Source organism: Streptococcus sp. WB01_FAA12 (assembly GCF_012843315.1).
Classification (GTDB): domain Bacteria; phylum Bacillota; class Bacilli; order Lactobacillales; family Streptococcaceae; genus Streptococcus.
This window is the reverse complement of record NZ_JABAEX010000001.1, coordinates 814260-837653: the sequence shown is the minus strand read 5'-3', so window position 1 is coordinate 837653 and position 23394 is coordinate 814260. Positions and strand designations below refer to the sequence as shown.

The window sequence follows — 23394 nt, the reverse complement described above, 5'->3', positions numbered from 1 at the left end:
ACAATGGGTTAACAGTAGTGTATGTAATAGTAGAAATAGAAAGTTTATCATTAGGAGGACAGTCATGAAAAAACGTACCTTACTTTGGCTAATTTTAGCACTTGTAATTTTTGGAGGAGGTGCATGGATGGCACAGGAAACAAATCTATTCGGAGGAGTATATCTTAGCCCACGAGCTAAGCAGATGGCTTATCTAAAAGAGCACGAAGAGGAGATTGTAAAATTTGTAAAGTCTAAAAATTCAAAGATTGAATCGGTTCAAATAGATTGGAAACAGACACAATGGGATAAGATAGGAAATGGTACACCTCAAGGAGGAGGCGAGATTGTTCAGGTTTATGGAGGGTTTAATAATATATCAAACTCAAGTTGGAGTGTTATTATTAAGATTACAGATGGAAAAATTTTAATTAATTCTATCGGAATTGGTAGTCCGTTGCGTATTGGGGGTAAACTGCTTGACTAATAGTAATTTAAAAAATTTTGATAATTTTTATGCGGATTTAACATCATTCATTCCCTGTTGACTTACAATACTTGCCATAAGTATTTTTTTTTACATTCATGATATAATAGGTTTAGAATCCACGTTTAAGGAGGATAATCATGAAAAAACGTACTTTACTTTGGCTGGTTTTAGCCCTTGTAATTTTTGGAGGAGGCGCATGGATGGCACAAGAAACAAATTTATTTGGAGGAATAACTCTGAGTCCGCGAGCTAAGCAGTTGGCTTATTTGAAAGAGCATGAAGAAGAAATTAAGGATTTTGTAAAATCTCAAAATGCAAAGATAGAATCGGTTCAAATTGATTGGAAACAGACACAATGGGATAAGATAGGAAATGGTACGCCTCAAGGAGGTGGAGAGATTATTGACATCTATGGAACATTCAATAACATTGAAAATTCTGGTTGGCATGTAATGATAATTGTAGATGATGGAAAAGTTGATTTAGCTTCGATGACATTAGTTAATGGCCTAGGCATTGGAGGGAAACCATTTGAGTAATAGTAATTTAAAAACCTTTGATAATTTTTATTCAAATTTAACATCATTCATTCCCCACTGACTTCAAATACTTGCTAAAAGTATTTTTTTTTACATTCATGATATAATAAACTTAGATTCCGCTATATAGGAGGAAAAAGATGAAAAAACGTACTTTGGTTTGGCTGATTTTAGCCCTTGTAGTATTCGGAGGCGGCGCATGGATGGCACAGAAAACAAATCTATTCGGAGGAGTATTTCTTAGTCCGCGAGCCAAGCAGTTGGCTTATCTAAAGGAGCATGAAGAAGAAATTGTAAAATTTGTAAAGTCTAAAAATTCAAAGATTGAATCTGTTCAGATGGATTGGAATAGTGTAACTGTTGAACAGATAGGGAATGGAACTCCACAGGGGGGAGGTTATAATCTATCAGTGAAGGGTTCTTTTAATCATATAAAGGATTCTGACTTTACAATAGATTTTCGATTAAAAAATAAAAATGATGTGCCTTCAATAGATAGGATTGGTATGTATAATCAGCCTAGAGTGTTAAAAAATGGAGGTTGGGACAAGTATGACGAATAGTAACTTAAAAACCTTTGATAATTTTTACTCAAATTTAATATTACTCATTCTCTACTAACTTAGAATACTTGCTAAAAGTATTTTTTTTTTACATTCATGATCTAATATACTTAGATTCCGCTATATAGGAGGAAAGAGATGAAAAAACGTACTTTGGTTTGGCTAGTTTTAGCCCTTGTAGTATTTGGAGGAGGAGCATGGATGGCGCAGAAAACAAATCTATTCGGAGGAGTATTTCTTAGTCCGCGAGCTAAGCAGTTGGCATATCTGAAGGAGCATCAAAAAGAAATAGAAGATTTTGTAAAGTCTAAAAATTCAAAGATTGAATCTGTTCAGATTGCTTGGGATGAAACCAAATGGGAAAAAGTTGGGAATGGGACTCCTCAAGGAGGAGGAGAAATTGTAAATGTATATGGTAGCTTTAATCATATTGAGTCCTCTTCCTGGAATGTAACTTTTGATATTGAGAATGGTAAAATTATTCCTAATTCAATGGCTTTAGCCAATTATTTAAGAGTGGGGGGAAGGATTTTTGACTAACAGTAATCTAAAAACCTTTGATAATTTTTATGCAGATTTAGCTCAGGCTGCTTATACAGGTCGACCGGTTAAATTTCCTTATGAGTCTCAAAAGAAATACGATAGGGAAGAGTTAGACTCGGGTCAATCTCTTGAATTTGATTTTTCTAAGGATGCGGAGTTTTATAATAAGAATACGAAGAAGTTGGAAATCACCCCCGGAGGCAAACATCTTCCTCATAATGGTAAGGTTTACCTGCAGCCAGATCCTGATTTACATACTGTGGAAGATACGATAAAACTCCAAGTTGGTGATCCTGGAGGAGGGGTTCACCAAGAAGAGTATCCTATCAAACGCTATCAAAAAGGACTCTTAACTGATGAGAGAGCTGGTTTTAGCGCCTACTACTTAACGGATACGCCTACCTTGACTAATGATACTACGAAAACTTATATGACTATCCGCGGCAGTGATGCCATCAGTTTGGAAAATTTGAACGACTGGATTGACAACGACGCTAAGTTCGCTCTCAACCATATCCATACGCCGCAAGCCAAGTTAGCAACAGTAGGAATGAAAACGAAAATCGCAGAGATGAGCGAAAAAGCTCCGCAAGCTACGATGGACATCACAGGTCACTCCCTGGGAACCATTGTCTCTGCGCAAGGGGTAGCTGGCCTTACTGATCAAGAACTGGAGAAAATCGGCAAAGTAGTCCTCTTTGACGGCCCGGACACGACAAAGAGTTTAAAGAAAATGGGTCTCAGCGATGAGAAAATCAAAAAGATTAGCGAAAAAATAGAGTACTATGTCAATCCTTTTGATATCGTGGGTATGCTCAATCGTGAACATACCATCACTAAATTACCTGGGGACTCCGATGAACCCCTCAAGAAACCCGTCGGGAAAGTCAATGTGCTTGTCCCCTTGCATTATACTCAGATTACTGATCCGGAAAGCTCCCATGACTTTGGTGTTTTCCAATCGGATGGGAAGGGAAATTTGTTGACCGCGTCTGAGGATTTTCACCCGGAATTGCTCAGGGCAGGTGAAAAGCTGGCTCGACTGATAGCGACAACGTTGGATTCCCTCCGGGCTTTAGGAGTCGATGAAAATGTAGCCTCAAATGTTTTAAATGCCATTATGAGAGGTGAGTTTAAAATAAAGGCAGCTATTGGTTATTCAGTTTACGAGAATTTTACAACTGAATATAGTAAAATCGTCGAAGAAGCTCGTCAGGAATCTATAAAGTGGGATCGAGAAGCTATTCCTCGTTATCAGGAACAACTGAGAAATGGCAATCTTTCAGGAAATCAAAGAATCTTGGTTCGAGCTCAGTTGCTTCAGACAGCAGCCCAGTTGGCAAATTTTGACATGGAAGATAAAGTAAAATCTGTGAAAACCTTACTTTCAGATGCTAAGGAAGATATTCAAAACATGATAAAAGAAACAAGACAGACAGCCTTTGACATGGTTGGATATTTGTCAAGTTCAGAAGTTACGAATCTGCTTTCTGGTTTTGATACAACAAGCTTTTGGGATGAAGGCGTTGCGAGTGACACGAAGACTGCAGCAACATCCTTCCTGACACAAATTGAGCAACTAGGGGAAAGTCTGGTTAAAGCTAGTGGCTCCTTTGAGACCGTAGATACAGATAGTGCTGAAGATTTTAACAATCTATTGGTGGATGTAAAACAAACATGGAGGGGAAAAAATGGTAGTCCTAACGGATGAGGATACTTTAATTACAAGAGAGCAACTCGATAGAGGCTTCAAAGAAAGAATGAAGGAACAAGAACGACAAGCAGTCAGGGCCTTGGTAACTGCAAAAGAGTTGTCAATCCTTGCTAAAGGAGCAGAATTAGCTAAAAAGTTGCAGGAAGCAGCCACAGATATGCAAGACTACGCTTCTAAGACCTATGTGAACAATATTAAGGGTGGATTTGAGGGGAAAGCTGCAGATGCTGCCGAAACTTACTTGACACAGACCTTGCAAACACCTACTTTACAGAGTCCGATCAAAAGCTAGGAGAAAACGGGTCATGGATAAAAAGGAACTTCAGAAATTAGAGGATGAACACAATCGTAAATTGCGATACTTAGAGCGTTTGGAGATGGATTTGGATGATGATTTCCACAAGTTTAGCAGGGAGACGGATCATCTCCTAGAGGCGCTTTCCTATGCATGTAGAGACAGTAGTTTTGCTGAAATTCAACCATATATCTTTGAGATAGAGAACAATTTAGATAACTATCATCAACTGTATAAGAATCGTATAGAGAATGTACTGGAAGCTCGACACCAAGAGAATAAAAACTTTTATCGAAAGTTAGAAGAAAAGGATCTATAACAAATATACCCTATAAGAGATATTTAGGTTAATTATAACGCTTTTTTATTATATTTTAAAAAAAATGTAATTATACAACAAAAGTAGATAATTTAACTTTTCTTACTAGTTTTTAGATGTAAGCAGAACTTTTTTTTAAAATATTTTTAGAAAAATGAATATTAAACTTGTAATATTATGTCTATTACCACTTTTTTAGATAGTGGAGGCAAAGAAAAAAGTGTTTGATATTTGTCAAACACTTTTTCTTTTTACTGTTCTTCTGTTACAAACTGGCTGAGCAGTCCATTGATAAAACGGGCAGATTTTTGATCTGAGAAGTCCTTTGCAAGTTCGATAGCTTCGTTAACAGCAACCAACTGTGGAGTGTCAAATGAAGTGATTTCAAAGACTCCCAAGCGAAGGAGGTTTCTCTCCACGAGCGTTAAACGTTCAATGGTCCAACCTGCTTTTAGATGTTGTGTGATTTGCTTGTCTAGTTCTTCCTTTTTAGTTTGAACACCAGAAACGAGCTCTGTCAAAAAGGCTGGGAGTTGCACATCCGTATCTTCACGATCGTGTGTGTAGGCGAAACGACAAGCAGTTTCGACGTCTGTATCAAACTCAAGACTCATAAGAGCTTGAAAGGCACACTTACGGAGCTCACGTCTAGATTCTAATAGTGGACTAGTCATTGAGGAAGTCCTCATCAAACAAGTCTTTCAAGTCTGGTTTTGGTGTTTTATCTGGAACAATACCTGCAACGTGGATATTGATAGCAGCGAGTTCTACATCAGCCATATTGCGGACTGCATCTTTGACAGCTTTTTGGATAGCAACAGCTACCTTAGGAACTTTTACTCCGTACTCAAGGTAGAGGTAGATATCAGCTGTGAGTTCTTCGTCCACGTTTTTAAGATAAACGCCGCGGCCGAGTGAAAGTTTTGAAAGGGTGTCAGATACTGATTTGTTTGAAAAAGAGTGTACGCCCTCTACCTTTGCAGTAGCAACAGCAATGATTTTTTCAAGTACACGTGGGGCGATAACGATTTCGCCAAGTTGTTCTTCAATTCCCATAGAATGACCTCTTTCTAGAGATTAGGCACGAGAAACGTAAGTTCCTTCTGCAGTGTTGATAACGAGTTTTTGTCCTGCTTCGATGAAGTCCGGAACGTTGACGACAAGTCCAGTTTCCATCGTTGCTGGTTTACCAGAACCTGTAACAGTAGCACCTTTGATAGATGGTTGAGTTTCTGCAACTGTCAATTCAACAGTAGTTGGTACAGTTACACCGATTACTTCAGTTCCGTAGAATTGGATTTTCACATCAGAGTTTTCAAGGATGTAAAGCAATTCGTTTTCAACATTGACTACAGGGATTTCGTATTGGTCGTAAGTTTCTGTGTTCATGAAGTAGGCTGTGTCATCCATTTTGTACAAGTATTGAGCTGGGACAGTCTCGATGATGGCTTGTTCAAATTTTTCCTCTGGACGGTAGCTTGTGTCAAATGTAGAACCAGTACGGACATCACGTAATTTCATACGCATGATCGTGTTTCCTTTACCTGGTTTGTGGTGGCTAGCTTCCAAAACGCGGATCAATTTACCATCAGCTGTTTCAAAGGTCATACCAGCTTTTAATTTACTTGCTTCAATCATGTTTTTACCTCTTTAATAAATATTATTACTCTTCATTTTACCATAAAATACTCTGGAAATAAAGCCAAAATAGTTATTGGGAGTTGTAGAGAAGAAAAAACCAACCTTAGGGCTGGTTTTGTTCTGTCTAGTTTTCTTTCAACTTTAAGCCTGCTTTTTCCACGTATTCACGCGCGCCACCGCCATTTTTAGCCAGATGGACAAAGACTTTCTTGGTCATAGCTGAAGTCTTCAAGCAAGATACTGGTTGCTTCAATCTCGTAGAGGCCTGTCCAAACCTTGTTGACCTTTTGTTTAGCGAGTTCGTTGAAGGGTTTTTGATTGGCATTGAGACTATTGAAAAGGTTGATTTCATAACTCGAATAATTATTAAATTATTTGATAACCTTTAAAAATCATCTAAGATTTACTAGCATTTAGCTTCTTTATGGAATGGTGTTCGATGAGCCATCCCACAATCCATCCTATTGCTAGCAAGTAATTTTCAAAAGCACCGATAGCATTTACAGGAGAGTGATACTCCATATAATTGAGTAAGTGATTTGTTCCTATTCCAATTCCGCCAATAATGAGAGCAAGAAGTGCGATTCGTAGATAGAACCAATCGTATTTAATATTAACGGCAAGAATAATAATTAAGACAGCTAGATTCCAAATTCCAATTTCTCTTTGCCATCCTGCAGAAATACCGTAACCAGAATGCTCTCCCAAATATGATGGGAGAAAGATTTGTAGTATAGAAGCGCCTAACATAGCGATGATGACTAAGACAAATAGCAATCGTAAAAATTTGTTCATTTATTCCCCTTGTCTCATTCTCGTTTTAAAAGTAGAAAAAAGTGTTTAAAGAGTGAATTACTCACTGTCTTTCAACTTCGCCAATTCCTGGGCGAGGAGTTTAAGGGCAACTTGTGGGTTGGCTTGACCTTTGGTAGCTTTCATAAGGAATCCTGTGAAGGCCTTGTCTGCGTTGCGTTTACCTGATTTGAAGTCGGCAACGGCAGCTTCGTTATCCGCAAAGATTTGGTGGATGATTGGAATCAGAACATCTGGATCTGAGATTTGGCCCATACCTGCTTTTTCGACGTAGTCACGCGCCCCACCGCCATTTTTAGCCAGGTGGACAAAGACTTTTTTGGCAATCTTAGAAGAGATAGTACCGTCTTCGATGATGGCAATCATTTCAACCAAGTTTTCTGGTGTCAATTCGATTTGTTCTAGTGTCTTGCCTTCAGCATTAAGGAACTGAGCAACTTCCCCTTGGAGCCAATTTGAGACTTGCTTAGCATCGCCACCAAGGGCAACAGCTTTTTCAAAAAAGTCAGAAGTAACTTTGTTTGCTGTCAACTGGCTAGCATCGTAGTCTGACAAACCAAGGTCAGATACGTAGCGAGCACGGCGTTCCTTTGGAAACTCTGGCAACTCTGTACGCATTTCCTCAATCCACTCGTCTGAGATTTCAAAGAGGGGTAGATCTGGTTCTGGGAAGTAGCGGTAGTCTGCAGCACCTTCCTTGACACGCATGAGGATGGTTGCCTTGTTAGCTTCATCGTAACGGCGAGTTTCTTGGCGAATTTGACCACCTGAGCGAAGGATTTCGGCTTGACGTTGGACTTCGTATTCAAGACCCTTGCGAACATTTGAGAAGGAATTCAAGTTCTTCAACTCAGTCTTGGTACCGAATTTCTCTTGACCATAAGGACGAAGCGAGATGTTGGCATCCACACGCATAGAACCTTCTTCCATCTTAACGTCAGAAATACCAGCGTACTGGATGACTTCCTTGAGGGCAGTTAGATAAGCGTAGGCTTCTTCAGGAGAACGCATGTCAGCTTCAGATACAATCTCAATCAATGGCACCCCTTGGCGGTTGAGGTCTACATAGGAGTAGCCATCTGTACCGTGGGTGTTTTTACCAGCATCTTCCTCTAAGTGGGCACGTTCGATACCGATTTTCTTGGTCGTACCGTCTTCTAGTTCGACTTCAATCCAGCCGTTGTATCCGATTGGCTCATCAAACTGAGAAATTTGGTAGGCTTTGGGATTATCAGGATAGAAGTAGTTCTTGCGGTCAAAGTGCATGTGCTTGTGGATGTCCATGTTGAGGGCAAGAGCAGCTTTGATACCGGCATCAACAACACCTTTATTGAGAACTGGCAGAACTCCTGGGAAAGACCAGTCAATCACGTTGGTGTTGGCGTTTTGGTCATTTCCGAAGTGGGCAGAAGTTGGTGAGAAGATTTTTGAATTGGTGTTAAGCTCTACGTGGACTTCAAGTCCAATGACTGTTTCAAAGTTCATTAGTTATCACCTCCAAAAATCACGGGTTGTTGTTTGTGGTAGTCTGTTGTTGCTTCAAAAGCAGCAGCAGCTTGGTAAATGGTTTCTTCTGAGTATTTAGGACCGATCAATTGGAGACCGACAGGTAGACCTTGAGCAAATCCAGCAGGGACCGAAATTCCTGGGAGACCAGCTAAGTTGACTGGGATGGTCAAAAGATCAGCCAAGTACATGGCAACTGGGTCATGGTTGAGTGAGTCCAAGTCATAAGCAACACTTGGAGCAGTTGGTCCCAAAATCAAGTCGTAATCCGCAAAGACTTTTTCGAAATCTTGAATGATGAGGGTACGGACCTGTCCAGCCCTCTTGTAGTAGGCGTCGTAGTAACCTGATGAAAGGCTGAAAGTACCTAGCATGATACGGCGTTTTACTTCTTCACCGAATCCTTGGCTACGACTGTTTACATAGATTTCATCAAGATTCGTCGCATTCTCTGCGCGGTAGCCGTAACGGATACCGTCAAAGCGTTGCAAGTTTGATGAAGCTTCTGATGAAGCAATGATGTAGTAAACGGCAACACCGTATTTTGAGTGAGGAAGGCTGACTTCTTCAACGATAGCACCAAGTTTCTCAAAGTGTTTGGCTGCCTTGATGATGGTTTCTTTAACTTCTGGATCAATCCCTTCACCGAGATATTCCTTAGGCAAAGCGATTTTCATGCCCTTGATGTCTTGACCGATTTTGGAAGTAAAGTCGGCAATGCGGACAGGAGCAGAAGTAGAGTCTTTTGCATCTTCGCTGGCAATAGCGTTGAGCAAGAGGGCATTTTCCTTAACAGTTGGAGCGAAAGGTCCGATTTGGTCTAGCGAGCTACCGAAAGCAATGAGACCGAAACGAGAAACTGTTCCGTAGGTAGGCTTGAGACCAACGATCCCGTTGAAGGCAGCAGGTTGGCGGATAGAACCACCAGTATCAGAACCAAGTGACAAGCGGACTTGTCCTGAGGCTACAGCTGCGGCAGAACCACTTGATGAACCACCAGGAACCTTGCTGTGGTCCCAAGCATTTTTAGTGGCACCGTAGTGAGAAGTCTCACCTGAACCACCCATGGCAAATTCGTCCATGTTGGTCTTTCCAACAACAATCATACCCTTAGCTTTGGCATTGGCAACGGCTGTCGCATCAAAGATTGACTCGTAGTTGTAGAGCATTTTTGAGGCTGCAGTTGTCAGGATACCGTCGGTAGAGATATTATCCTTAACAGCCAGTGGAATTCCTGAAAGGACATTGTCCACGTCAATTCCAGCTTCATCAATAGCCTTAGCTTGAGCGAGGGCTTGCTCTTCAGCGATGGTAATAAAAGCATTGATAGCCGTCTCGCGAGATTTGATATCTTCAAGCGTTGCTTGTGTCAATTCAGTTGCAGAAATTTCCTTAGAGACAAGGAGGTTGTGCAAGTCTTCAATGGTTTTATGATTAAAAGTCATTAGGCATCTCCTCCATCGTCTAGGATAGCTGGTACCTTGATATAGTAGTTTTCTTTTTCAGGTACATTTTTAAACAAGCGGTCACGGTCTGTTCCTTCTTCGGCCACATCAGGGCGGAGTACAGTCTTGCGGTCAGCCATGGTCGTAGTAGGTGCGACACCAGTAGTGTCGACTTCGCCCAGCAATTCAACCATATCAACAATTTTAGACAAGGTGGTCGCAAAGGCAGCAGTTTCTTCTTCTGAGAATCTTAATTTTGAAAGATTGGCAACGTGTGTTACCTCTTCTTGCGTAATTTTCATCTTGCATCCTTTCGTGAAATGATGATTTTTAGTCTGTTCTATTTTACCATATTTTCCTATAAATAAGCTAAGGCAAACTGAAAAGAAATAGAAATTGAAAAATCGCTTTTAATTCGCTATAATAGTTAAACTAAAAGAAAAATTGAGTGAGACTAGAGATTAATGTAGGAAGAATTCCCCGAAAGATGAGTTAGGATAGAAAATATGCTACATAATTTTTTTACAAGATTCCAAACCGTACCTCCTCCCATTTCGCTCTTTTGGTATGGGATTATGATGCTTGTCTTAGTGCTTTGTATTTATGGGGCACTTGCTTATCACAAGAATCCGAAATTTGTCCTCTTGTTTAAGGGAATTCAGATTCTCCAGTTACTAGCCCTATATAGTTGGTATGTTGGTTTTGGGATTCCATTGTCTAATAGTCTCCCTTTTTATCATTGCCGTTTGGCCATGTTTGCGGTAGTTTTCTTACCAGATAAATGGCGGAGCAAGCAATACTTTGCCCTCTTAGGAGCAAGTGGAGCGGTCTTTGCCTTGGTTTACCCCGTTTTTGACCCCTATGATTTCCCCCATATCACTAGTTTTTCATTTTTGATTGGGCACTATGCACTTCTAGTGAATTCCTTGATTTACTTGATGAATCACTATGACAAGAGCTTACTTAAGAAGTATATGATCGTAGTCTATACTTTCGTTCTCAATCTCTTTCTAGTTGGGGTTAATCAGGTAACGGGTGGAAATTATGGCCTCTTAAGAGATACACCGTTTATCTCTCATGCACCTCTATGGATAAAGTACCTCCTTGTGTCGGTTATTCTTTCTCTAGCTTTGCTTCTCTTTGATATCTTGTTCAAGAAACGGTGGAAAAAGAGAAATCAGGTGAAATCTGTGCTCTAGCTTACCTTTTTCATCGGATGAGCAATTGAAAAACTCCCCAAAATCCGATATAATGGAGAGTTGAAAGGAATAGTAAATCCAATGTAAAAATCATTCTTAGCTACTGAAACAACTAAAAATAGAGAATCAAAGAAAGAGAACTTATGAATATTCAAGAAGAAATTAAGAAACGTCGTACCTTTGCCATCATCTCTCACCCGGACGCGGGGAAAACAACTATCACTGAGCAGTTGCTCTACTTTGGGGGCGAGATTCGTGAGGCTGGTACGGTTAAAGGAAAGAAAACAGGGACTTTTGCCAAGTCTGACTGGATGGATATTGAGAAACAACGTGGGATTTCGGTCACGTCATCTGTTATGCAGTTTGACTATGATGGCAAGCGCGTGAACATCCTCGACACACCAGGGCACGAGGACTTCTCAGAAGATACCTATCGTACCTTGATGGCGGTGGATGCTGCGGTCATGGTCGTGGACTCTGCCAAGGGTATCGAGGCCCAAACCAAGAAATTGTTTGAGGTTGTGAAGCACCGTGGCATTCCAGTCTTTACCTTTATGAACAAGCTGGACCGTGATGGCCGTGAGCCACTGGACCTCTTGCAAGAATTGGAAGAAGTCCTAGGGATTGCCAGCTACCCTATGAACTGGCCAATCGGGATGGGGAAAGCCTTTGAAGGCTTATATGACCTCTATAACCAACGCTTGGAGCTCTACAAGGGGGATGAGCGTTTTGCTAGTCTAGAAGATGGGGACAAGCTTTTTGGTAGCAATCCTTTCTACGAGCAAGTCAAAGATGATATTGAGCTTTTGAATGAAGCTGGGAATGAGTTCTCAGAGGAAGCTATTCTTGCAGGTGACTTGACACCGGTCTTCTTTGGCTCAGCTTTGACCAATTTTGGGGTACAGACCTTCCTCGAAACTTTCTTGAAATTTGCTCCAGAACCACATGGACACAAGAAGACAGACGGTGAAATTGTCGATCCATATGACAAGGACTTCTCAGGATTCGTCTTTAAAATCCAAGCTAACATGGACCCTCGTCACCGTGACCGTATTGCCTTTGTGCGTATCGTATCCGGTGAATTTGAGCGTGGGATGAGTGTTAATCTGCCTCGTACTGGGAAGGGTGCCAAGCTTTCGAATGTCACTCAGTTTATGGCGGAAAGTCGTGAGAATGTGACCAACGCTGTTGCAGGAGATATCATCGGGGTTTACGATACCGGTACTTATCAGGTTGGAGACACTTTGACGGTTGGAAAAAACAAGTTTGAATTTGAACCACTGCCAACCTTTACACCTGAGATTTTCATGAAAGTTTCTGCTAAGAACGTCATGAAGCAAAAATCCTTCCACAAGGGAATTGAGCAGTTGGTACAAGAGGGAGCCATTCAGCTTTATACTAACTACCAAACAGGCGAGTACATGCTGGGCGCTGTAGGTCAACTTCAGTTTGAAGTCTTCAAGCACCGTATGGAAAATGAATACAATGCGGAAGTGGTCATGAGCCCAATGGGTAAAAAGACCGTTCGTTGGATCAAGCCTGAGGACTTGGATGAACGGATGTCATCAAGCCGCAATATCTTGGCAAAAGACCGCTTCGACCAACCTGTCTTCCTCTTTGAGAATGACTTCGCCCTCCGCTGGTTTGCAGACAAGTACCCAGACGTAGAGTTAGAAGAGAAGATGTGATTCAATACCAACAATTGGAACCAAAGTTCCTGATTGTTGGACGCTAACCGCTATTTTGCAGACTAGCTAACTGCCTCACTAACTGAGTTTTACAAATGAAATCGATTTGTAAAACTCAGTGTCGTAATCTAACAATCGGTAACCGCTATGGCGGCTTACCTAAGCGCTTTACTAGAAAAAGTCCGCGAATAATATCGATTCGTGGATTTTTTCATATAGTAAAGGTAATTGAAGTCAAAGGTAAATTAAAAACCTCAGAGAAATCATGTTACATGAATTCTTCTGAGGTTTTTCTAGTTTCCATATTTCTGATAAAAATCGACCTTGACCTGAATGAAGGTTTCGGCTTCGCGTAGTAGCTGCAGGAGGGTGGCACGGGTCTCAAACTCCTCACGTGTTTTAGGGAGACTCCGATTGCGGAAGACTTGCAGATAGCGTTCGATGTCATCAAGTAGATCGTGAGCAGGATTGGTCTGGCTTAGCTGGGTAGCAATCTTAGAAAAGAGCTGGGCCAAGATCAAACTTTCACTTGCGGCTAGGTGACAAGTATTGATCTGCTGGGCCATATTTCGCAGGATACGACTTTGCCGTTGTCTCATCTCAAAGTAGTGGATATGGTAGTCCGTCTGGTGAAAGAGGTGGTCTGAGTGATCCAAATAAACTAGCTTGAGGGCCTCATCAAGGAGCTTGTCTAATTGGTCAACGAGTTGGGCTTGATTGCGTCCGTCTCCCCTTGACAGATAGTATTTAAAGCGAAGCAGGATGCCTTTTAACTTTTCTTCGACCTGAAGGTGGTAGCTTTGGATGGCTTTATCACGAGAGGGCATATAAAGGTTGACCAATAGAGCAAAGCTTGTCCCGATGAGAAAGAGGAGTATTTCATTGAGCAAGAGATCTGGAGAGGTAGACTCCTGTACCAAAAGATGACTGACCAAGACACTGCTAGGGGTGATACCAATTTCCCAGCCCATTTTATAGGCTAGGGGCACGTAGAGAGCCAGATAGAGCCCGAGGCTCCAGATGTGAAAGCCTGTCAGCTGAAAGACTAGAACACCGATAGCCAGTGCTAGGAGCATGGAGAAGAGGCGGTTACGTGCTAATTTCAGCGTGCTTCTGCGCGTGTCGGATAGGCTTAAGAGGGAGATAATTCCAGCTGAAACCGCTGATGATAAATCTAAAAAATAAGCTAGAAAACAAGCGAGGCAGGTCGCTAAGATCAGTTTTGTCGTACGTTGGGTGATAGACATGAGAATTTCCTATAATACTAGAATAAGAGTATAAAAGACAAGGCTTGGAAGACTTGTCTTAAAAAATCTATTTTTTACGTGCCGATGCGTACTCAGCTACTGCTGTAAAGAGGACGTCGGTAGAAGAGTTTAGGGCAGTTTCGCAGGAATCTTGGACGACACCGATGACAAAACCAACTCCGACTACCTGCATAGCAACGTCATTTGAAATCCCAAAGAGACTACAAGCGACGGGAATGAGGAGGAGTGATCCACCAGCGATTCCAGAAGCTCCGCAGGCAGAAATGGCAGCGACGACACTGAGCACAAAAGCTGTACCAAAGTCGACAGAGATTCCTAGCGTATTGACTGCAGCTAGAGTCAGAATGTTAATGGTTACGGCTGCGCCAGCCATGTTAATAGTGGAGCCAAGGGGGATAGAAACAGAGTAGGTATCTGGATTGAGTCCTAGATCTTGGCAGAGTTTCATGTTGACAGGGATATTAGCGGCAGAACTACGAGTAAAGAAAGCTGTAATTCCACTGACACGCAAACATTTAAAAACAAGAGGGTAGGGATTTTTTCTCATAAAGAAAAAGGCAATGAGGGGATTGATAACAAGGGCCACAAAAGCCATAGTTGCAATCAAGAGTCCTAGCAAAATTCCGTAGTTAGCAAGGCTGGTAATTCCTTTATCAGAGATGGTCTTGAAGACCAAGCCCATAATTCCGAAAGGTGCCAAATTGATAATCCACTCCACAATCTTGGAAGTTACACCAGCCATGGTTTTGAGCAATTCCTTACTGTTTTTGCTAGCTTCTCTCATAGCAAGTCCAAAGACAACAGCCCAGGATAGGATCCCGATATAATTAGCTTGAACGATGGCGTTGAGGGGATTGTCTACGAGATTTAGCAGGAGGTTGCTGAGAACTTGACCGATGCCGTCTGGTGGGGCAATCTCTGTGCTCGCACTGCTGAGAGTAATCTGGACTGGGAAGAGAAAACTAGCCAGTACAGCAATCAAGGCAGCTGCAAAGGTACCGAGTAGATAGAGAAAAATAACGGTCTTCATATTGGTATCTTGCCCTTTTTGATGTTGTGAGAGGGCATTTGCGACGAGGGTAAAGACCAAGACAGGAGCGATGGCTTTCAGACCCCCAACGAATAGGTCACCGAGAATGCCGAGCCCCGACAGACTAGGAAAAAGTAGCCCTAGAGAGGCTCCAAGAAGCATGCCGATTAGGATACGTTTGATGAGGCTGGCCTTGTTCCAGGCTCGAATGATTTTTTTCATAATAGTCTCCTTCAAAATGTATTGTTTATGATTATAGTATAAATATGCCATTGAGGCAAGTCTTTTTTTGAGTTTGGGGGAATATCGGAATATTTATGAGGGATTTGAATGGGATGATTTGTGGTATAATACTAAAAAGGAGTTTTGTATGCAAGAATTTTTTCAGCGTTATCTTGATAAATTGGATGTAACAACTGTATTAGAGAATGTCTTGACCAAGGTGATTTCTCTTTTAATTTTGTTTCTGCTATTTTATATAGCTAAAAAGATACTTCATGCGACTGTACGAAAGATTGTCAAGCCCTCGCTTAAATTTTCAAATCGGGATGCAGGCAGACAAAAGACCATCTCTCGTTTGCTTGAGAATATCTTTAACTACACCCTTTATTTCTTTTTAATTTACTGCATCTTGTCCATTTTAGGATTGCCAGTTTCCAGCCTCCTTGCTGGGGCAGGAATTGCTGGGGTTGCCATTGGGATGGGGGCTCAAGGCTTTTTATCCGATGTCATCAACGGCTTTTTCATCCTCTTTGAACGCCAGCTTGATGTGGGCGACGAAGTGATCCTCACAAATGGTCCTATTACCGTATCTGGAAAGGTTGTCAGTGTAGGAATCCGTACGACCCAACTTCGCAGTGACGACCAAGCCCTTCACTTTGTTCCCAACCGAAATATCACTGTTGTCAGCAACTTCTCTCGTACAGAGTAGGTCTGCTATTTTGGCAGATTTGTGGTACAATAGAAAGAGTTTGGCAAAGGAGAGAGTATGCTATTTGTAGAGAAAAAACTAGGTCATGATTGTACCTGGATAGACCTTGATGTGGACAAGATTAAAAATATGGAAGATCTTTCTGACATCTATGGATTGGACAAGGAAACCATCGAGTATGCTCTAGATAGAAATGAACGAGCCCACATGGATTATAACCGTGAAACGGGGACGGTAACCTTCATTTATAATGTTCTTGATTTAGAAAAAGACAAAGAATATTATGAAGCGATTCCGATGACCTTTATCGTTGAAAAACAACGGTTGATCACTATCAGCAATCACAAGAATACTTATGTGATTAAACGCATGGCGACCTATCTTGAAAGCCATGAAATTATTTCAATCTACAAATTTCTTTTTGCCAGTTTAGAGATTATTAGCAATGCTTATTATCCAGTTATTGAAGAGATGGATAAAAGTAAGGATGAAATTAGTGCACTTCTTCGTCAAAAAACAACTAAAAAAAATCTTTTTGCCCTCTCTGACTTGGAAACCGGTATGGTTTACCTGACAGCTGCTGCCAAGCAAAATCGTCTCCTCTTGGAACATATCCAAGGGCATGCTCTTTATCGCAATCTTAATGAGGTAGAAAGAGAGCAGTTTGATGATGCTATGATTGAAGCGCATCAGTTGGTTTCGATGACAGACTTGATTTCTCAAGTTTTGCAACAACTCTCAGCCTCTTACAACAACATCCTAAATAATAATCTGAATGATAATTTGACAACTTTGACAATTATCTCAGTCTTGCTGGCTATCCTTGCGGTTATTACAGGATTCTTCGGAATGAATGTCCCTTTACCGTTTACAGATGAACCGAATGCTTGGATTTATATTTTGATAGCTAGTCTCATTTTATGGGCAGTCTTAGCCCAATGTTTAAAGAAAATTGCTAGAAATTAAAAAGAAAAGGAGCCAGAATGGCGATTGAAAACTATATGCCAGATTTTGCTGTGGAAGCAGTCTATGATCTGACAGTCCCAAGCCTGCAGGCGCAGGGGATCAAGGCTGTTTTGGTCGATTTGGACAATACCCTCATTGCTTGGAACAACCCTGATGGAACGCCAGAGATGAAGCAATGGCTACATGACCTCCGAGACGCAGGTATCCGCATCATCGTGGTCTCAAATAATACCAAAAAACGGGTTCAACGAGCAGTTGAAAAATTTGGGATTGATTACGTTTATTGGGCCTTGAAGCCTTTCACATTTGGGATTGATCGTGCCATGAAGGAATTCCACTATGAGAAAAATGAAGTGGTCATGGTCGGCGACCAACTCATGACGGATATTCGTGCAGCGCACCGTGCAGGTATTCGATCGATTTTGGTCAAACCCTTGGTCCAACACGACTCGATCAAGACGCAGATTAACCGAGCTCGCGAGCGCCGTGTCATGAAGCAAATTACTGAAAAGTACGGACCAATTACATATAAAAAAGGAATCTAACTATGGAAGAAATTCTCTGTATTGGTTGTGGAGCAACCATTCAGACGACAGACAAGGCTGGTCTAGGATTTACTCCCCAGTCGGCACTCGAAAAAGGTTTGGAGACAGGCGAAGTCTATTGCCAACGCTGTTTCCGTCTCCGTCATTACAATGAAATCACAGATGTCCAGTTGACGGATGATGATTTCCTCAAACTCTTGCACGAAGTGGGAGATAGTGATGCCTTGGTGGTTAATGTCATTGATATTTTTGACTTTAATGGTTCTGTCATCCCAGGTTTGCCACGCTTTGTATCGGGTAATGATGTCCTCTTGGTCGGAAATAAAAAAGATATCCTGCCCAAGTCTGTTAAACCGAGCAAGATTAGCCAGTGGCTCATGGAACGTGCCCACGAAGAAGGTCTTCGCCCTGTGGATGTCGTCCTGACTTCGGCTCAGAATAAGCATGCTATCAAGGAAGTCATTGACAAGATTGAACACTACCGCAAGGGCCGTGATGTATACGTAGTTGGGGTGACCAACGTTGGAAAGTCAACCCTTATCAACGCTATTATCCAAGAAATCACTGGTGACCAAAATGTCATCACGACTTCACGCTTTCCAGGGACGACCTTGGACAAGATTGAGATTCCGCTTGACGACGGATCTTATATCTATGATACGCCGGGAATTATCCACCGACACCAGATGGCCCACTACTTGACAGCCAAAAACCTCAAGTATGTCAGCCCTAAAAAGGAAATCAAGCCTAAAACCTATCAACTTAACCCTGAGCAAACTCTATTTCTAGGTGGTTTGGGACGATTTGACTTCATTTCAGGAGAAAAACAAGGCTTCACAGCCTTCTTTGACAATGAACTCAAACTCCACCGTACCAAGCTAGAAGGCGCTAGTGCCTTTTATGAAAAGCACCTCGGAACTCTTCTCACACCGCCAAATAGTAAGGAAAAAGAAGATTTTCCAAAACTAGTCCAGCATGTATTTAATATCAAGGACAAGACTGACCTAGTCATCTCAGGACTCGGCTGGATCCGCGTAACAGGCACCGCCAAAGTCGCCGTCTGGGCACCAGAAGACGTCGCCGTCGTCACACGAAAAGCAATTATTTAAACACAGAAAGGAAAGGGTTGTCTTTATTAAGGCGAGCGTTGCGAGCCCGTAGAGAATACTTTTCGCCGTGGTGTTAGTTGGTATAAGTGATTGTACCAACTGCGGAAAATTTGAGACCTTAGGCTAAAATTTTAGTCATGAAAGTTCGAAGGACTTTGCTGACGTCCGTCACCACTTTAGAAAAGTATAAAAAGAAACTCTTTTTAAGAAATTATGTCATTAACATCAAAACAACGTGCCTTTCTCAACAGCCAGGCACACACCCTCAAACCCATCATTCAAATCGGGAAAAATGGTCTCAACGACCAAATCAAAACCAGCGTCCGTCAAGCTCTTGACGCCCGTGAATTGATTAAAGTCACGCTCTTGCAAAACACAGACGAAAACATCCACGAAGTAGCTGAAGTTTTAGAAGAAGAAATCGGTGTAGATACTGTCCAAAAAATCGGACGCATCTTGATCTTGTTTAAGCAATCTAGCAAGAAAGAAAATCGCAAGATTTCTAAAAAAGTCAAAGAAATCTAAACCCCTACTCCAAACAACTGTTTTTACAGAGAATTAAAGGAAGACAAGCCTATGGCAATCGAATTATTGACTCCCTTTACCAAGGTAGAGTTGGAGCCAGAAATCAAGGAGAAAAAACGCAAACAAGTCGGGATTTTAGGGGGGAATTTTAACCCTGTTCACAATGCCCATCTGATCGTTGCGGACCAAGTCCGTCAACAGTTAGGGCTGGACCAGGTTCTGCTTATGCCTGAATACCAACCTCCTCATGTAGACAAAAAAGAAACCATCCCTGAACACCACCGTCTCAAGATGCTTGAATTGGCGATTGAGGGGATCGAAGGCCTAGCCATTGAAACTATTGAGCTGGAGCGCAAGGGCATTTCTTACACCTACGACACCATGAAGATTTTGACAGAGCAACATCCAGACACTGATTATTACTTCATTATCGGGGCTGATATGGTGGACTATCTGCCTAAATGGTACCGAATTGATGAGCTGGTCGACATGGTTCAGTTTGTAGGAGTTCAGCGTCCGCGTTACAAGGCTGGAACTTCCTATCCAGTTATCTGGGTGGATGTGCCTCTCATGGACATCTCGTCAAGCATGGTGCGTGACTTCATTGCCCAAGGTCGGAAACCCAACTTTCTCCTACCTCAGCCAGTGCTAGACTACATCGAGAAGGAGGGACTTTACTGATGGCATATCAAGACTATATCAACTGTTCACGTGAGGCTTTGTTGGAAAAAATGGCAGAGCTTCTGCCTGAAAAACGTTTGACCCATTGTCTGGGTGTAGAGCGTGCAGCCATAGAACTAGCTGAGAGATTTGGAGTCGATGCCGAGAAAGCAGGACTAGCAGGTCTTCTCCACGACTATGCTAAAAAGTTGTCAGATCAGGAATTTCTAAACTTGATTGCCCGTTATCAGCTAGACCCTGACCTCAAAAACTGGGGCAATAATGTCTGGCATGGCATGGTTGGCATCTACAAGATTCAGGAAGATTTGAATTTGAAAGATTCTGAGATCCTGCGGGCCATTGAAATCCATACAGTCGGAGCTGGTCAGATGACAGACTTAGATAAGGTTGTCTATGTCGCAGACTATATCGAGCATAACCGAGCATTTCCGGGAGTGGATGTGGCGCGTGAGATTGCTGAGCTATCGCTCAATAAGGCGGTGGCCTATGAAACAGCTCGCACTGTCGAGCATTTGGCTCATCAGGGATTTCCCATCTATCCCCAAACCCTTGAAACCTATAACGCCTATGTGCACTATTTGAAAGAGGACTAAATGAACGAAAAAGAATTACTAGAACTAGTCGTGAAAGCGGCGGATGAGAAACGTGCGGAGGATATCCTTGTACTTGATGTACAAGATTTGACCAGTGTGACAGACTACTTTGTTATCACTAGCTCGATGAATAGCCGTCAGTTGGACGCAATCGCTGATAACATTCGTGAAAAAGTAGCCGAAGCTGGTGTTAAAGGCAGCCATGTCGAAGGCGACGCAGCTGGAGGCTGGGTCTTGCTGGACCTCGGTGGGGTCGTTGTACATATCTTTTCTGAAGAAATGCGCGCCCACTATAACCTAGAAAAACTCTGGCATGAGGCGAATTCAGTAGATTTATCTGAAACTTTATAGTCTTTTCCTTTATCTTTTATTACGGCGTTAACTCATTTTGGCTAACTCTAGTTATGCCTGCAATTCGTTGCCTAGTACTAAAAGCAAACGAAAAGACTATAGCGTTACAATTGAACTCAGTTGTAGTCGACTGGGTTTCTTTGCTTATTTTAAAAGAAATTGATGGAAAGGTGAGGGCGTCGTGTTTGGTTGATCTTGAAACGGAACGCGAGCTAAAAGCTGTGAGAAAAAGAGTAACTTCCTTTGTATCTGATGATACGGCAGAAAGTTTCCTATTTTCTCTTTGCTTTTAACGCTCTTTGTATCTTAGAAAGGATTTGAACCCGTCCTGTAATTCTCGGAAAATAGACAGCCTTCCTTGGAGCTCGGCTCCATCGTCAGGCTCCTAATTTTCTATCAAATTACGGGCGGACTTGGTATCATGTTTTATGGCGACTTATGAAACCTTTGCGGCTGTTTACGATGCTGTGATGGACGATAGTTTATACGATAAATGGACGGATTTTTCGCTGCGTCATTTGCCTAAGACCAAGGAGAGAAAAAAACTCTTGGAACTGGCTTGCGGGACAGGTATCCAGTCTGTGCGCTTTTCTCAGGCTGGTTTTGAAGTGACTGGACTGGACTTAAGCGCGGATATGCTGAAGATTGCTGAGAAGAGAGCGGCTTCAGCCAAGCAAAAGATTGATTTTATTGAAGGCAATATGCTGGATTTATCCAGGGCTGGTAAGTACGACTTTGTTACGTGTTACTCGGACTCTATCTGCTATATGCAGGATGAGGTGGAGGTAGGAGACGTCTTTAAGGAAGTATATAATGCCCTCAACGAAGATGGCGTCTTTATCTTTGATGTGCATTCGACCTACCAGACAGATGAAGTTTTTCCAGGCTATTCCTACCATGAAAATGCGGAAGATTTTGCCATGCTTTGGGACACCTATGAGGACGAAGCTCCTCACTCCATCGTGCATGAGTTGACTTTCTTTATCAAGGAAGCGGACGGTTCCTTTAGTCGCCACGATGAGGTGCATGAGGAGCGGACCTATGAGATCTTGACCTACGATATTTTATTGGAACAGGCTGGTTTCAAATCCTTCAAACTCTATGCGGACTTTGAGGACAAGGAGCCGACAAAGACCAGCAAACGATGGTTTTTTGTCGCGCAGAAGTAGGAGAGCATCATGACCATCACAGGTATTATCGCGGAATTCAATCCTTTTCATAATGGCCACAAATACCTGCTGGAACAGGCAGAGGGGCTGAAAATCGTTGCCATGTCTGGGAATTTCATGCAGAGAGGCGAGCCTGCTATCGTTGACAAGTGGGTTCGGACCCAGATGGCACTGGAAAATGGCGCAGACTTGGTAGTGGAATTGCCCTTTTTAGTCAGTGTTCAGGCAGCAGATTTCTTTGGCCAAGGAGCTGTGGATATCTTGGCTCGGTTGGGCATTGATAGCCTCGCTTTTGGGACAGAAGAAGTTCTGGATTACCAGAAAATCGCTGACTTATACACAAATCAAGGTAGTGAGATGGAGAATTTTGTGGAAAATCTGCCTGACTCTCTCTCCTATCCCCAGAAAACCCAAGCCATGTGGAAGGAATTTGCTGGTCTTGATTTTTCTGGCAATACGCCCAATCATGTCCTTGCTCTAGCCTATGCCAAGGCGGTTGCAGGACGCAACATCAAACTCCAGCCGATTCAGCGTCAGGGAGCGGGTTACCATTCTGTGGACAAGAATGTGGACTTTGCCTCGGCGACAGCCCTCCGTCAGCACCAGAGGGACAAAGATTTCTTAGAACGCTTTATGCCTTCTGTTATTCTCTTTGAGCAGGCCAGTAAGGTGAGCTGGGACGACTATTTTCCCTTGCTCCGCTATCAAATCTTGTCAAATCCAGACCTAACCACCATCTATCAGGTCAATCAAGAAATGGCAGTGCGCATCAAGGAAGCTATCAAGACAGCCCAGTCTGTTGACGAATTGGTCGAGGTGATTGCGACCAAACGCTATACCAAGGCGCGTGTCAGACGTCTCTTGACCTATATCCTGGTGCAGGCCAGAGAAAGTGACTTGCCAGAAGCCATTCATGTCCTTGGTTTTACTGAAAAAGGTAGACAGCATCTCAAGTCTCTGAAAGAGCAGGTCCATCTAGTCAGCCGAATTGGCAAAGAACCTTGGGATGCTATGACCCAAAAGGCAGACCAGATTTACCGACTAGGGAATTCAAGTATAGCAGAGCAGAATTTCGGCAGAGTACCCATTAGAATAGAATCAAACTAAGTCTACTGAAAGGTAGGCTTTTTGAAATTTTTCCGAATAAATAGATAGAAAAGAAAATCTTGTACAAGTTCCTGACAATTTCTTTCTTTTCGTGTATAATAGTGGAAAAGAGGTAAAACGAGGTATGGTTATGGAAGCAGTTCTTTACTCAACATTCCGAAATCATTTAAAGGACTACATGAAGAAGGTAAATGATGAATTTGAGCCTTTAACGGTGGTCAATAAAAATCCAGATGAGGACATTGTAGTCCTTTCAAAGAGCGAATGGGACAGTATTCAGGAAACCCTGAGAATCGCTCAAAATAAGGAACTTTCTGACAAGGTTTTGCGAGGAATGGCTCAAGTCCGTGCTGGAAGCACTCAAGTCCATGTGATTGAGGAGTGA

Annotated in this window: 29 protein-coding genes; 20 read left to right on the top strand and 9 right to left on the bottom strand. The window is 42.3% G+C overall.

Annotation, left to right across the window (positions count from 1 at the left end):
- Nucleotides 1-64 precede the first annotated feature (64 nt).
- From HF881_RS04185 to HF881_RS04155, 7 genes are all read left to right on the top strand, one after another.
- The gene (locus tag HF881_RS04185) at nt 65-466 is read left to right on the top strand and encodes a hypothetical protein (protein ID WP_169446569.1); all 402 of its coding nucleotides are present in this window, start codon (nt 65-67) and stop codon (nt 464-466) included.
- Between the two features lie 140 nt (nt 467-606).
- Nucleotides 607-1008: a hypothetical protein gene (locus tag HF881_RS04180; RefSeq protein WP_169446568.1), complete on the top strand. Its 402-nt coding sequence runs from the start codon at nt 607-609 to the stop codon at nt 1006-1008.
- 140 nt (nt 1009-1148) lie between these two features.
- A complete protein-coding gene (locus tag HF881_RS04175; protein ID WP_169446567.1) occupies nt 1149-1571 on the top strand; it encodes a hypothetical protein in 423 nt (140 codons plus the stop codon).
- A 138-nt stretch (nt 1572-1709) separates the two neighbouring features.
- Entirely contained in the window at nt 1710-2111 is a 402-nt protein-coding gene (locus HF881_RS04170; protein ID WP_084974192.1) for a hypothetical protein, read from the top strand.
- Nucleotides 2104-3825 (top strand): cutinase family protein, encoded by a 1722-nt coding sequence (locus HF881_RS04165; protein ID WP_169446566.1) that lies wholly within the window; start codon nt 2104-2106, stop codon nt 3823-3825. The genes HF881_RS04170 and HF881_RS04165 overlap by 8 nt, the downstream gene beginning before the upstream one ends.
- A complete protein-coding gene (locus HF881_RS04160; RefSeq protein ID WP_061454088.1) occupies nt 3806-4120 on the top strand; it encodes a hypothetical protein in 315 nt (104 codons plus the stop codon). The genes HF881_RS04165 and HF881_RS04160 overlap by 20 nt, the downstream gene beginning before the upstream one ends.
- A 13-nt stretch (nt 4121-4133) precedes the next feature.
- Nucleotides 4134-4442: a hypothetical protein gene (locus tag HF881_RS04155; RefSeq protein ID WP_125848866.1), complete on the top strand. Its 309-nt coding sequence runs from the start codon at nt 4134-4136 to the stop codon at nt 4440-4442.
- A 251-nt stretch (nt 4443-4693) separates the two neighbouring features.
- Here HF881_RS04155 and nusB read toward each other — a convergent pair whose 3' ends face one another.
- The 7 genes from nusB to gatC all read right to left on the bottom strand — a co-directional run bounded on the left by nusB (nt 4694) and on the right by gatC (nt 10149).
- Complete coding sequence (gene nusB, locus HF881_RS04150) at nt 4694-5116, bottom strand: transcription antitermination factor NusB (RefSeq protein ID WP_084971775.1); 423 nt, start codon at nt 5114-5116, stop codon at nt 4694-4696.
- Nucleotides 5109-5498 carry an Asp23/Gls24 family envelope stress response protein gene (locus tag HF881_RS04145; protein WP_000510598.1) on the bottom strand — a complete coding sequence of 130 codons (390 nt, stop codon included), beginning with the start codon at nt 5496-5498 and terminating at the stop codon, nt 5109-5111. The genes nusB and HF881_RS04145 overlap by 8 nt, the downstream gene beginning before the upstream one ends.
- A gap of 21 nt (nt 5499-5519) precedes the next feature.
- Nucleotides 5520-6080, bottom strand: a complete 561-nt coding sequence (efp, locus tag HF881_RS04140; protein WP_000568640.1) for an elongation factor P — start codon at nt 6078-6080, stop codon at nt 5520-5522.
- 399 nt (nt 6081-6479) lie between these two features.
- A complete protein-coding gene (locus HF881_RS04135) occupies nt 6480-6878 on the bottom strand; it encodes a hypothetical protein (protein WP_001032002.1) in 399 nt (132 codons plus the stop codon).
- A gap of 57 nt (nt 6879-6935) precedes the next feature.
- Nucleotides 6936-8381: an Asp-tRNA(Asn)/Glu-tRNA(Gln) amidotransferase subunit GatB gene (gatB, locus tag HF881_RS04130; protein WP_169446565.1), complete on the bottom strand. Its 1446-nt coding sequence runs from the start codon at nt 8379-8381 to the stop codon at nt 6936-6938.
- Nucleotides 8381-9847, bottom strand: coding sequence for an Asp-tRNA(Asn)/Glu-tRNA(Gln) amidotransferase subunit GatA (gene gatA / locus HF881_RS04125; protein WP_169446564.1), 1467 nt, complete (start codon nt 9845-9847; stop codon nt 8381-8383). The genes gatB and gatA overlap by 1 nt, the downstream gene beginning before the upstream one ends.
- The gene (gene gatC / locus HF881_RS04120) at nt 9847-10149 is read right to left on the bottom strand and encodes an Asp-tRNA(Asn)/Glu-tRNA(Gln) amidotransferase subunit GatC (protein WP_000705420.1); all 303 of its coding nucleotides are present in this window, start codon (nt 10147-10149) and stop codon (nt 9847-9849) included. The genes gatA and gatC overlap by 1 nt, the downstream gene beginning before the upstream one ends.
- A 204-nt stretch (nt 10150-10353) precedes the next feature.
- On the opposite strand from gatC, the gene HF881_RS04115 reads away from it, so the two are divergent.
- Nucleotides 10354-11046, top strand: a complete 693-nt coding sequence (locus HF881_RS04115) for a TIGR02206 family membrane protein (RefSeq protein WP_169446563.1) — start codon at nt 10354-10356, stop codon at nt 11044-11046.
- A 143-nt stretch (nt 11047-11189) separates the two neighbouring features.
- Nucleotides 11190-12734 carry a peptide chain release factor 3 gene (locus HF881_RS04110; protein WP_169446562.1) on the top strand — a complete coding sequence of 515 codons (1545 nt, stop codon included), beginning with the start codon at nt 11190-11192 and terminating at the stop codon, nt 12732-12734.
- Nucleotides 12735-13027: 293 nt separating this feature from the next.
- On the opposite strand, the gene HF881_RS04105 is transcribed toward HF881_RS04110, so the two are convergent.
- Both HF881_RS04105 and sstT read right to left on the bottom strand, forming a co-directional pair.
- The gene (locus HF881_RS04105) at nt 13028-13981 is read right to left on the bottom strand and encodes an aromatic acid exporter family protein (RefSeq protein WP_169446561.1); all 954 of its coding nucleotides are present in this window, start codon (nt 13979-13981) and stop codon (nt 13028-13030) included.
- A gap of 67 nt (nt 13982-14048) precedes the next feature.
- Nucleotides 14049-15254, bottom strand: coding sequence for a serine/threonine transporter SstT (gene sstT, locus HF881_RS04100; RefSeq protein ID WP_000720780.1), 1206 nt, complete (start codon nt 15252-15254; stop codon nt 14049-14051).
- A 148-nt stretch (nt 15255-15402) separates the two neighbouring features.
- Between sstT and HF881_RS04095 the strand changes: the two genes are divergently transcribed.
- The 11 genes from HF881_RS04095 to HF881_RS04045 all read left to right on the top strand — a co-directional run bounded on the left by HF881_RS04095 (nt 15403) and on the right by HF881_RS04045 (nt 23394).
- A complete protein-coding gene (locus tag HF881_RS04095) occupies nt 15403-15963 on the top strand; it encodes a mechanosensitive ion channel domain-containing protein (protein ID WP_169446560.1) in 561 nt (186 codons plus the stop codon).
- A gap of 57 nt (nt 15964-16020) precedes the next feature.
- Nucleotides 16021-16929, top strand: a complete 909-nt coding sequence (locus tag HF881_RS04090; RefSeq protein WP_038804075.1) for a magnesium transporter CorA family protein — start codon at nt 16021-16023, stop codon at nt 16927-16929.
- A 17-nt stretch (nt 16930-16946) separates the two neighbouring features.
- Nucleotides 16947-17474, top strand: coding sequence for a YqeG family HAD IIIA-type phosphatase (locus HF881_RS04085; protein WP_006153778.1), 528 nt, complete (start codon nt 16947-16949; stop codon nt 17472-17474).
- Between the two features lie 2 nt (nt 17475-17476).
- A complete protein-coding gene (yqeH, locus tag HF881_RS04080; protein ID WP_169446559.1) occupies nt 17477-18583 on the top strand; it encodes a ribosome biogenesis GTPase YqeH in 1107 nt (368 codons plus the stop codon).
- 213 nt (nt 18584-18796) lie between these two features.
- On the top strand, nt 18797-19108 hold the full coding sequence (yhbY, locus tag HF881_RS04075) for a ribosome assembly RNA-binding protein YhbY (RefSeq protein ID WP_169446558.1): 312 nt from the start codon (nt 18797-18799) through the stop codon (nt 19106-19108).
- 51 nt (nt 19109-19159) lie between these two features.
- The gene (locus HF881_RS04070; protein WP_009729842.1) at nt 19160-19789 is read left to right on the top strand and encodes a nicotinate-nucleotide adenylyltransferase; all 630 of its coding nucleotides are present in this window, start codon (nt 19160-19162) and stop codon (nt 19787-19789) included.
- Nucleotides 19789-20382: a bis(5'-nucleosyl)-tetraphosphatase (symmetrical) YqeK gene (gene yqeK, locus HF881_RS04065; protein ID WP_169446557.1), complete on the top strand. Its 594-nt coding sequence runs from the start codon at nt 19789-19791 to the stop codon at nt 20380-20382. Before HF881_RS04070 ends, yqeK begins: the two co-directional genes overlap by 1 nt.
- Complete coding sequence (rsfS, locus tag HF881_RS04060) at nt 20383-20733, top strand: ribosome silencing factor (protein WP_169446556.1); 351 nt, start codon at nt 20383-20385, stop codon at nt 20731-20733.
- A 428-nt stretch (nt 20734-21161) separates the two neighbouring features.
- Complete coding sequence (locus HF881_RS04055) at nt 21162-21902, top strand: class I SAM-dependent methyltransferase (protein ID WP_169446555.1); 741 nt, start codon at nt 21162-21164, stop codon at nt 21900-21902.
- A gap of 9 nt (nt 21903-21911) precedes the next feature.
- Nucleotides 21912-23009 (top strand): nucleotidyltransferase, encoded by a 1098-nt coding sequence (locus HF881_RS04050; RefSeq protein WP_169446554.1) that lies wholly within the window; start codon nt 21912-21914, stop codon nt 23007-23009.
- A gap of 130 nt (nt 23010-23139) precedes the next feature.
- Nucleotides 23140-23394 carry a type II toxin-antitoxin system Phd/YefM family antitoxin gene (locus HF881_RS04045; protein ID WP_000388572.1) on the top strand — a complete coding sequence of 85 codons (255 nt, stop codon included), beginning with the start codon at nt 23140-23142 and terminating at the stop codon, nt 23392-23394.

What these genes read in the sequence shown, in the direction of transcription:
- HF881_RS04185 (WP_169446569.1), top strand. Translation starts at nt 65, where the DNA reads ATGAAAAAACGTACCTTACTTTGGCTAATTTTAGCACTTGTAATTTTT.
- HF881_RS04180 (WP_169446568.1), top strand. Translation starts at nt 607, where the DNA reads ATGAAAAAACGTACTTTACTTTGGCTGGTTTTAGCCCTTGTAATTTTT.
- HF881_RS04175 (WP_169446567.1), top strand. Translation starts at nt 1,149, where the DNA reads ATGAAAAAACGTACTTTGGTTTGGCTGATTTTAGCCCTTGTAGTATTC.
- HF881_RS04170 (WP_084974192.1), top strand. Translation starts at nt 1,710, where the DNA reads ATGAAAAAACGTACTTTGGTTTGGCTAGTTTTAGCCCTTGTAGTATTT.
- HF881_RS04160 (WP_061454088.1), top strand. Translation starts at nt 3,806, where the DNA reads ATGGTAGTCCTAACGGATGAGGATACTTTAATTACAAGAGAGCAACTC.
- HF881_RS04155 (WP_125848866.1), top strand. Translation starts at nt 4,134, where the DNA reads ATGGATAAAAAGGAACTTCAGAAATTAGAGGATGAACACAATCGTAAA.
- nusB (WP_084971775.1), bottom strand. Translation starts at nt 5,116, where the DNA reads ATGACTAGTCCACTATTAGAATCTAGACGTGAGCTCCGTAAGTGTGCC.
- HF881_RS04145 (WP_000510598.1), bottom strand. Translation starts at nt 5,498, where the DNA reads ATGGGAATTGAAGAACAACTTGGCGAAATCGTTATCGCCCCACGTGTA.
- efp (WP_000568640.1), bottom strand. Translation starts at nt 6,080, where the DNA reads ATGATTGAAGCAAGTAAATTAAAAGCTGGTATGACCTTTGAAACAGCT.
- HF881_RS04135 (WP_001032002.1), bottom strand. Translation starts at nt 6,878, where the DNA reads ATGAACAAATTTTTACGATTGCTATTTGTCTTAGTCATCATCGCTATG.
- gatB (WP_169446565.1), bottom strand. Translation starts at nt 8,381, where the DNA reads ATGAACTTTGAAACAGTCATTGGACTTGAAGTCCACGTAGAGCTTAAC.
- gatA (WP_169446564.1), bottom strand. Translation starts at nt 9,847, where the DNA reads ATGACTTTTAATCATAAAACCATTGAAGACTTGCACAACCTCCTTGTC.
- gatC (WP_000705420.1), bottom strand. Translation starts at nt 10,149, where the DNA reads ATGAAAATTACGCAAGAAGAGGTAACACACGTTGCCAATCTTTCAAAA.
- HF881_RS04115 (WP_169446563.1), top strand. Translation starts at nt 10,354, where the DNA reads ATGCTACATAATTTTTTTACAAGATTCCAAACCGTACCTCCTCCCATT.
- HF881_RS04110 (WP_169446562.1), top strand. Translation starts at nt 11,190, where the DNA reads ATGAATATTCAAGAAGAAATTAAGAAACGTCGTACCTTTGCCATCATC.
- HF881_RS04105 (WP_169446561.1), bottom strand. Translation starts at nt 13,981, where the DNA reads ATGTCTATCACCCAACGTACGACAAAACTGATCTTAGCGACCTGCCTC.
- sstT (WP_000720780.1), bottom strand. Translation starts at nt 15,254, where the DNA reads ATGAAAAAAATCATTCGAGCCTGGAACAAGGCCAGCCTCATCAAACGT.
- HF881_RS04095 (WP_169446560.1), top strand. Translation starts at nt 15,403, where the DNA reads ATGCAAGAATTTTTTCAGCGTTATCTTGATAAATTGGATGTAACAACT.
- HF881_RS04090 (WP_038804075.1), top strand. Translation starts at nt 16,021, where the DNA reads ATGCTATTTGTAGAGAAAAAACTAGGTCATGATTGTACCTGGATAGAC.
- HF881_RS04085 (WP_006153778.1), top strand. Translation starts at nt 16,947, where the DNA reads ATGGCGATTGAAAACTATATGCCAGATTTTGCTGTGGAAGCAGTCTAT.
- yqeH (WP_169446559.1), top strand. Translation starts at nt 17,477, where the DNA reads ATGGAAGAAATTCTCTGTATTGGTTGTGGAGCAACCATTCAGACGACA.
- yhbY (WP_169446558.1), top strand. Translation starts at nt 18,797, where the DNA reads ATGTCATTAACATCAAAACAACGTGCCTTTCTCAACAGCCAGGCACAC.
- HF881_RS04070 (WP_009729842.1), top strand. Translation starts at nt 19,160, where the DNA reads ATGGCAATCGAATTATTGACTCCCTTTACCAAGGTAGAGTTGGAGCCA.
- yqeK (WP_169446557.1), top strand. Translation starts at nt 19,789, where the DNA reads ATGGCATATCAAGACTATATCAACTGTTCACGTGAGGCTTTGTTGGAA.
- rsfS (WP_169446556.1), top strand. Translation starts at nt 20,383, where the DNA reads ATGAACGAAAAAGAATTACTAGAACTAGTCGTGAAAGCGGCGGATGAG.
- HF881_RS04055 (WP_169446555.1), top strand. Translation starts at nt 21,162, where the DNA reads ATGGCGACTTATGAAACCTTTGCGGCTGTTTACGATGCTGTGATGGAC.
- HF881_RS04050 (WP_169446554.1), top strand. Translation starts at nt 21,912, where the DNA reads ATGACCATCACAGGTATTATCGCGGAATTCAATCCTTTTCATAATGGC.
- HF881_RS04045 (WP_000388572.1), top strand. Translation starts at nt 23,140, where the DNA reads ATGGAAGCAGTTCTTTACTCAACATTCCGAAATCATTTAAAGGACTAC.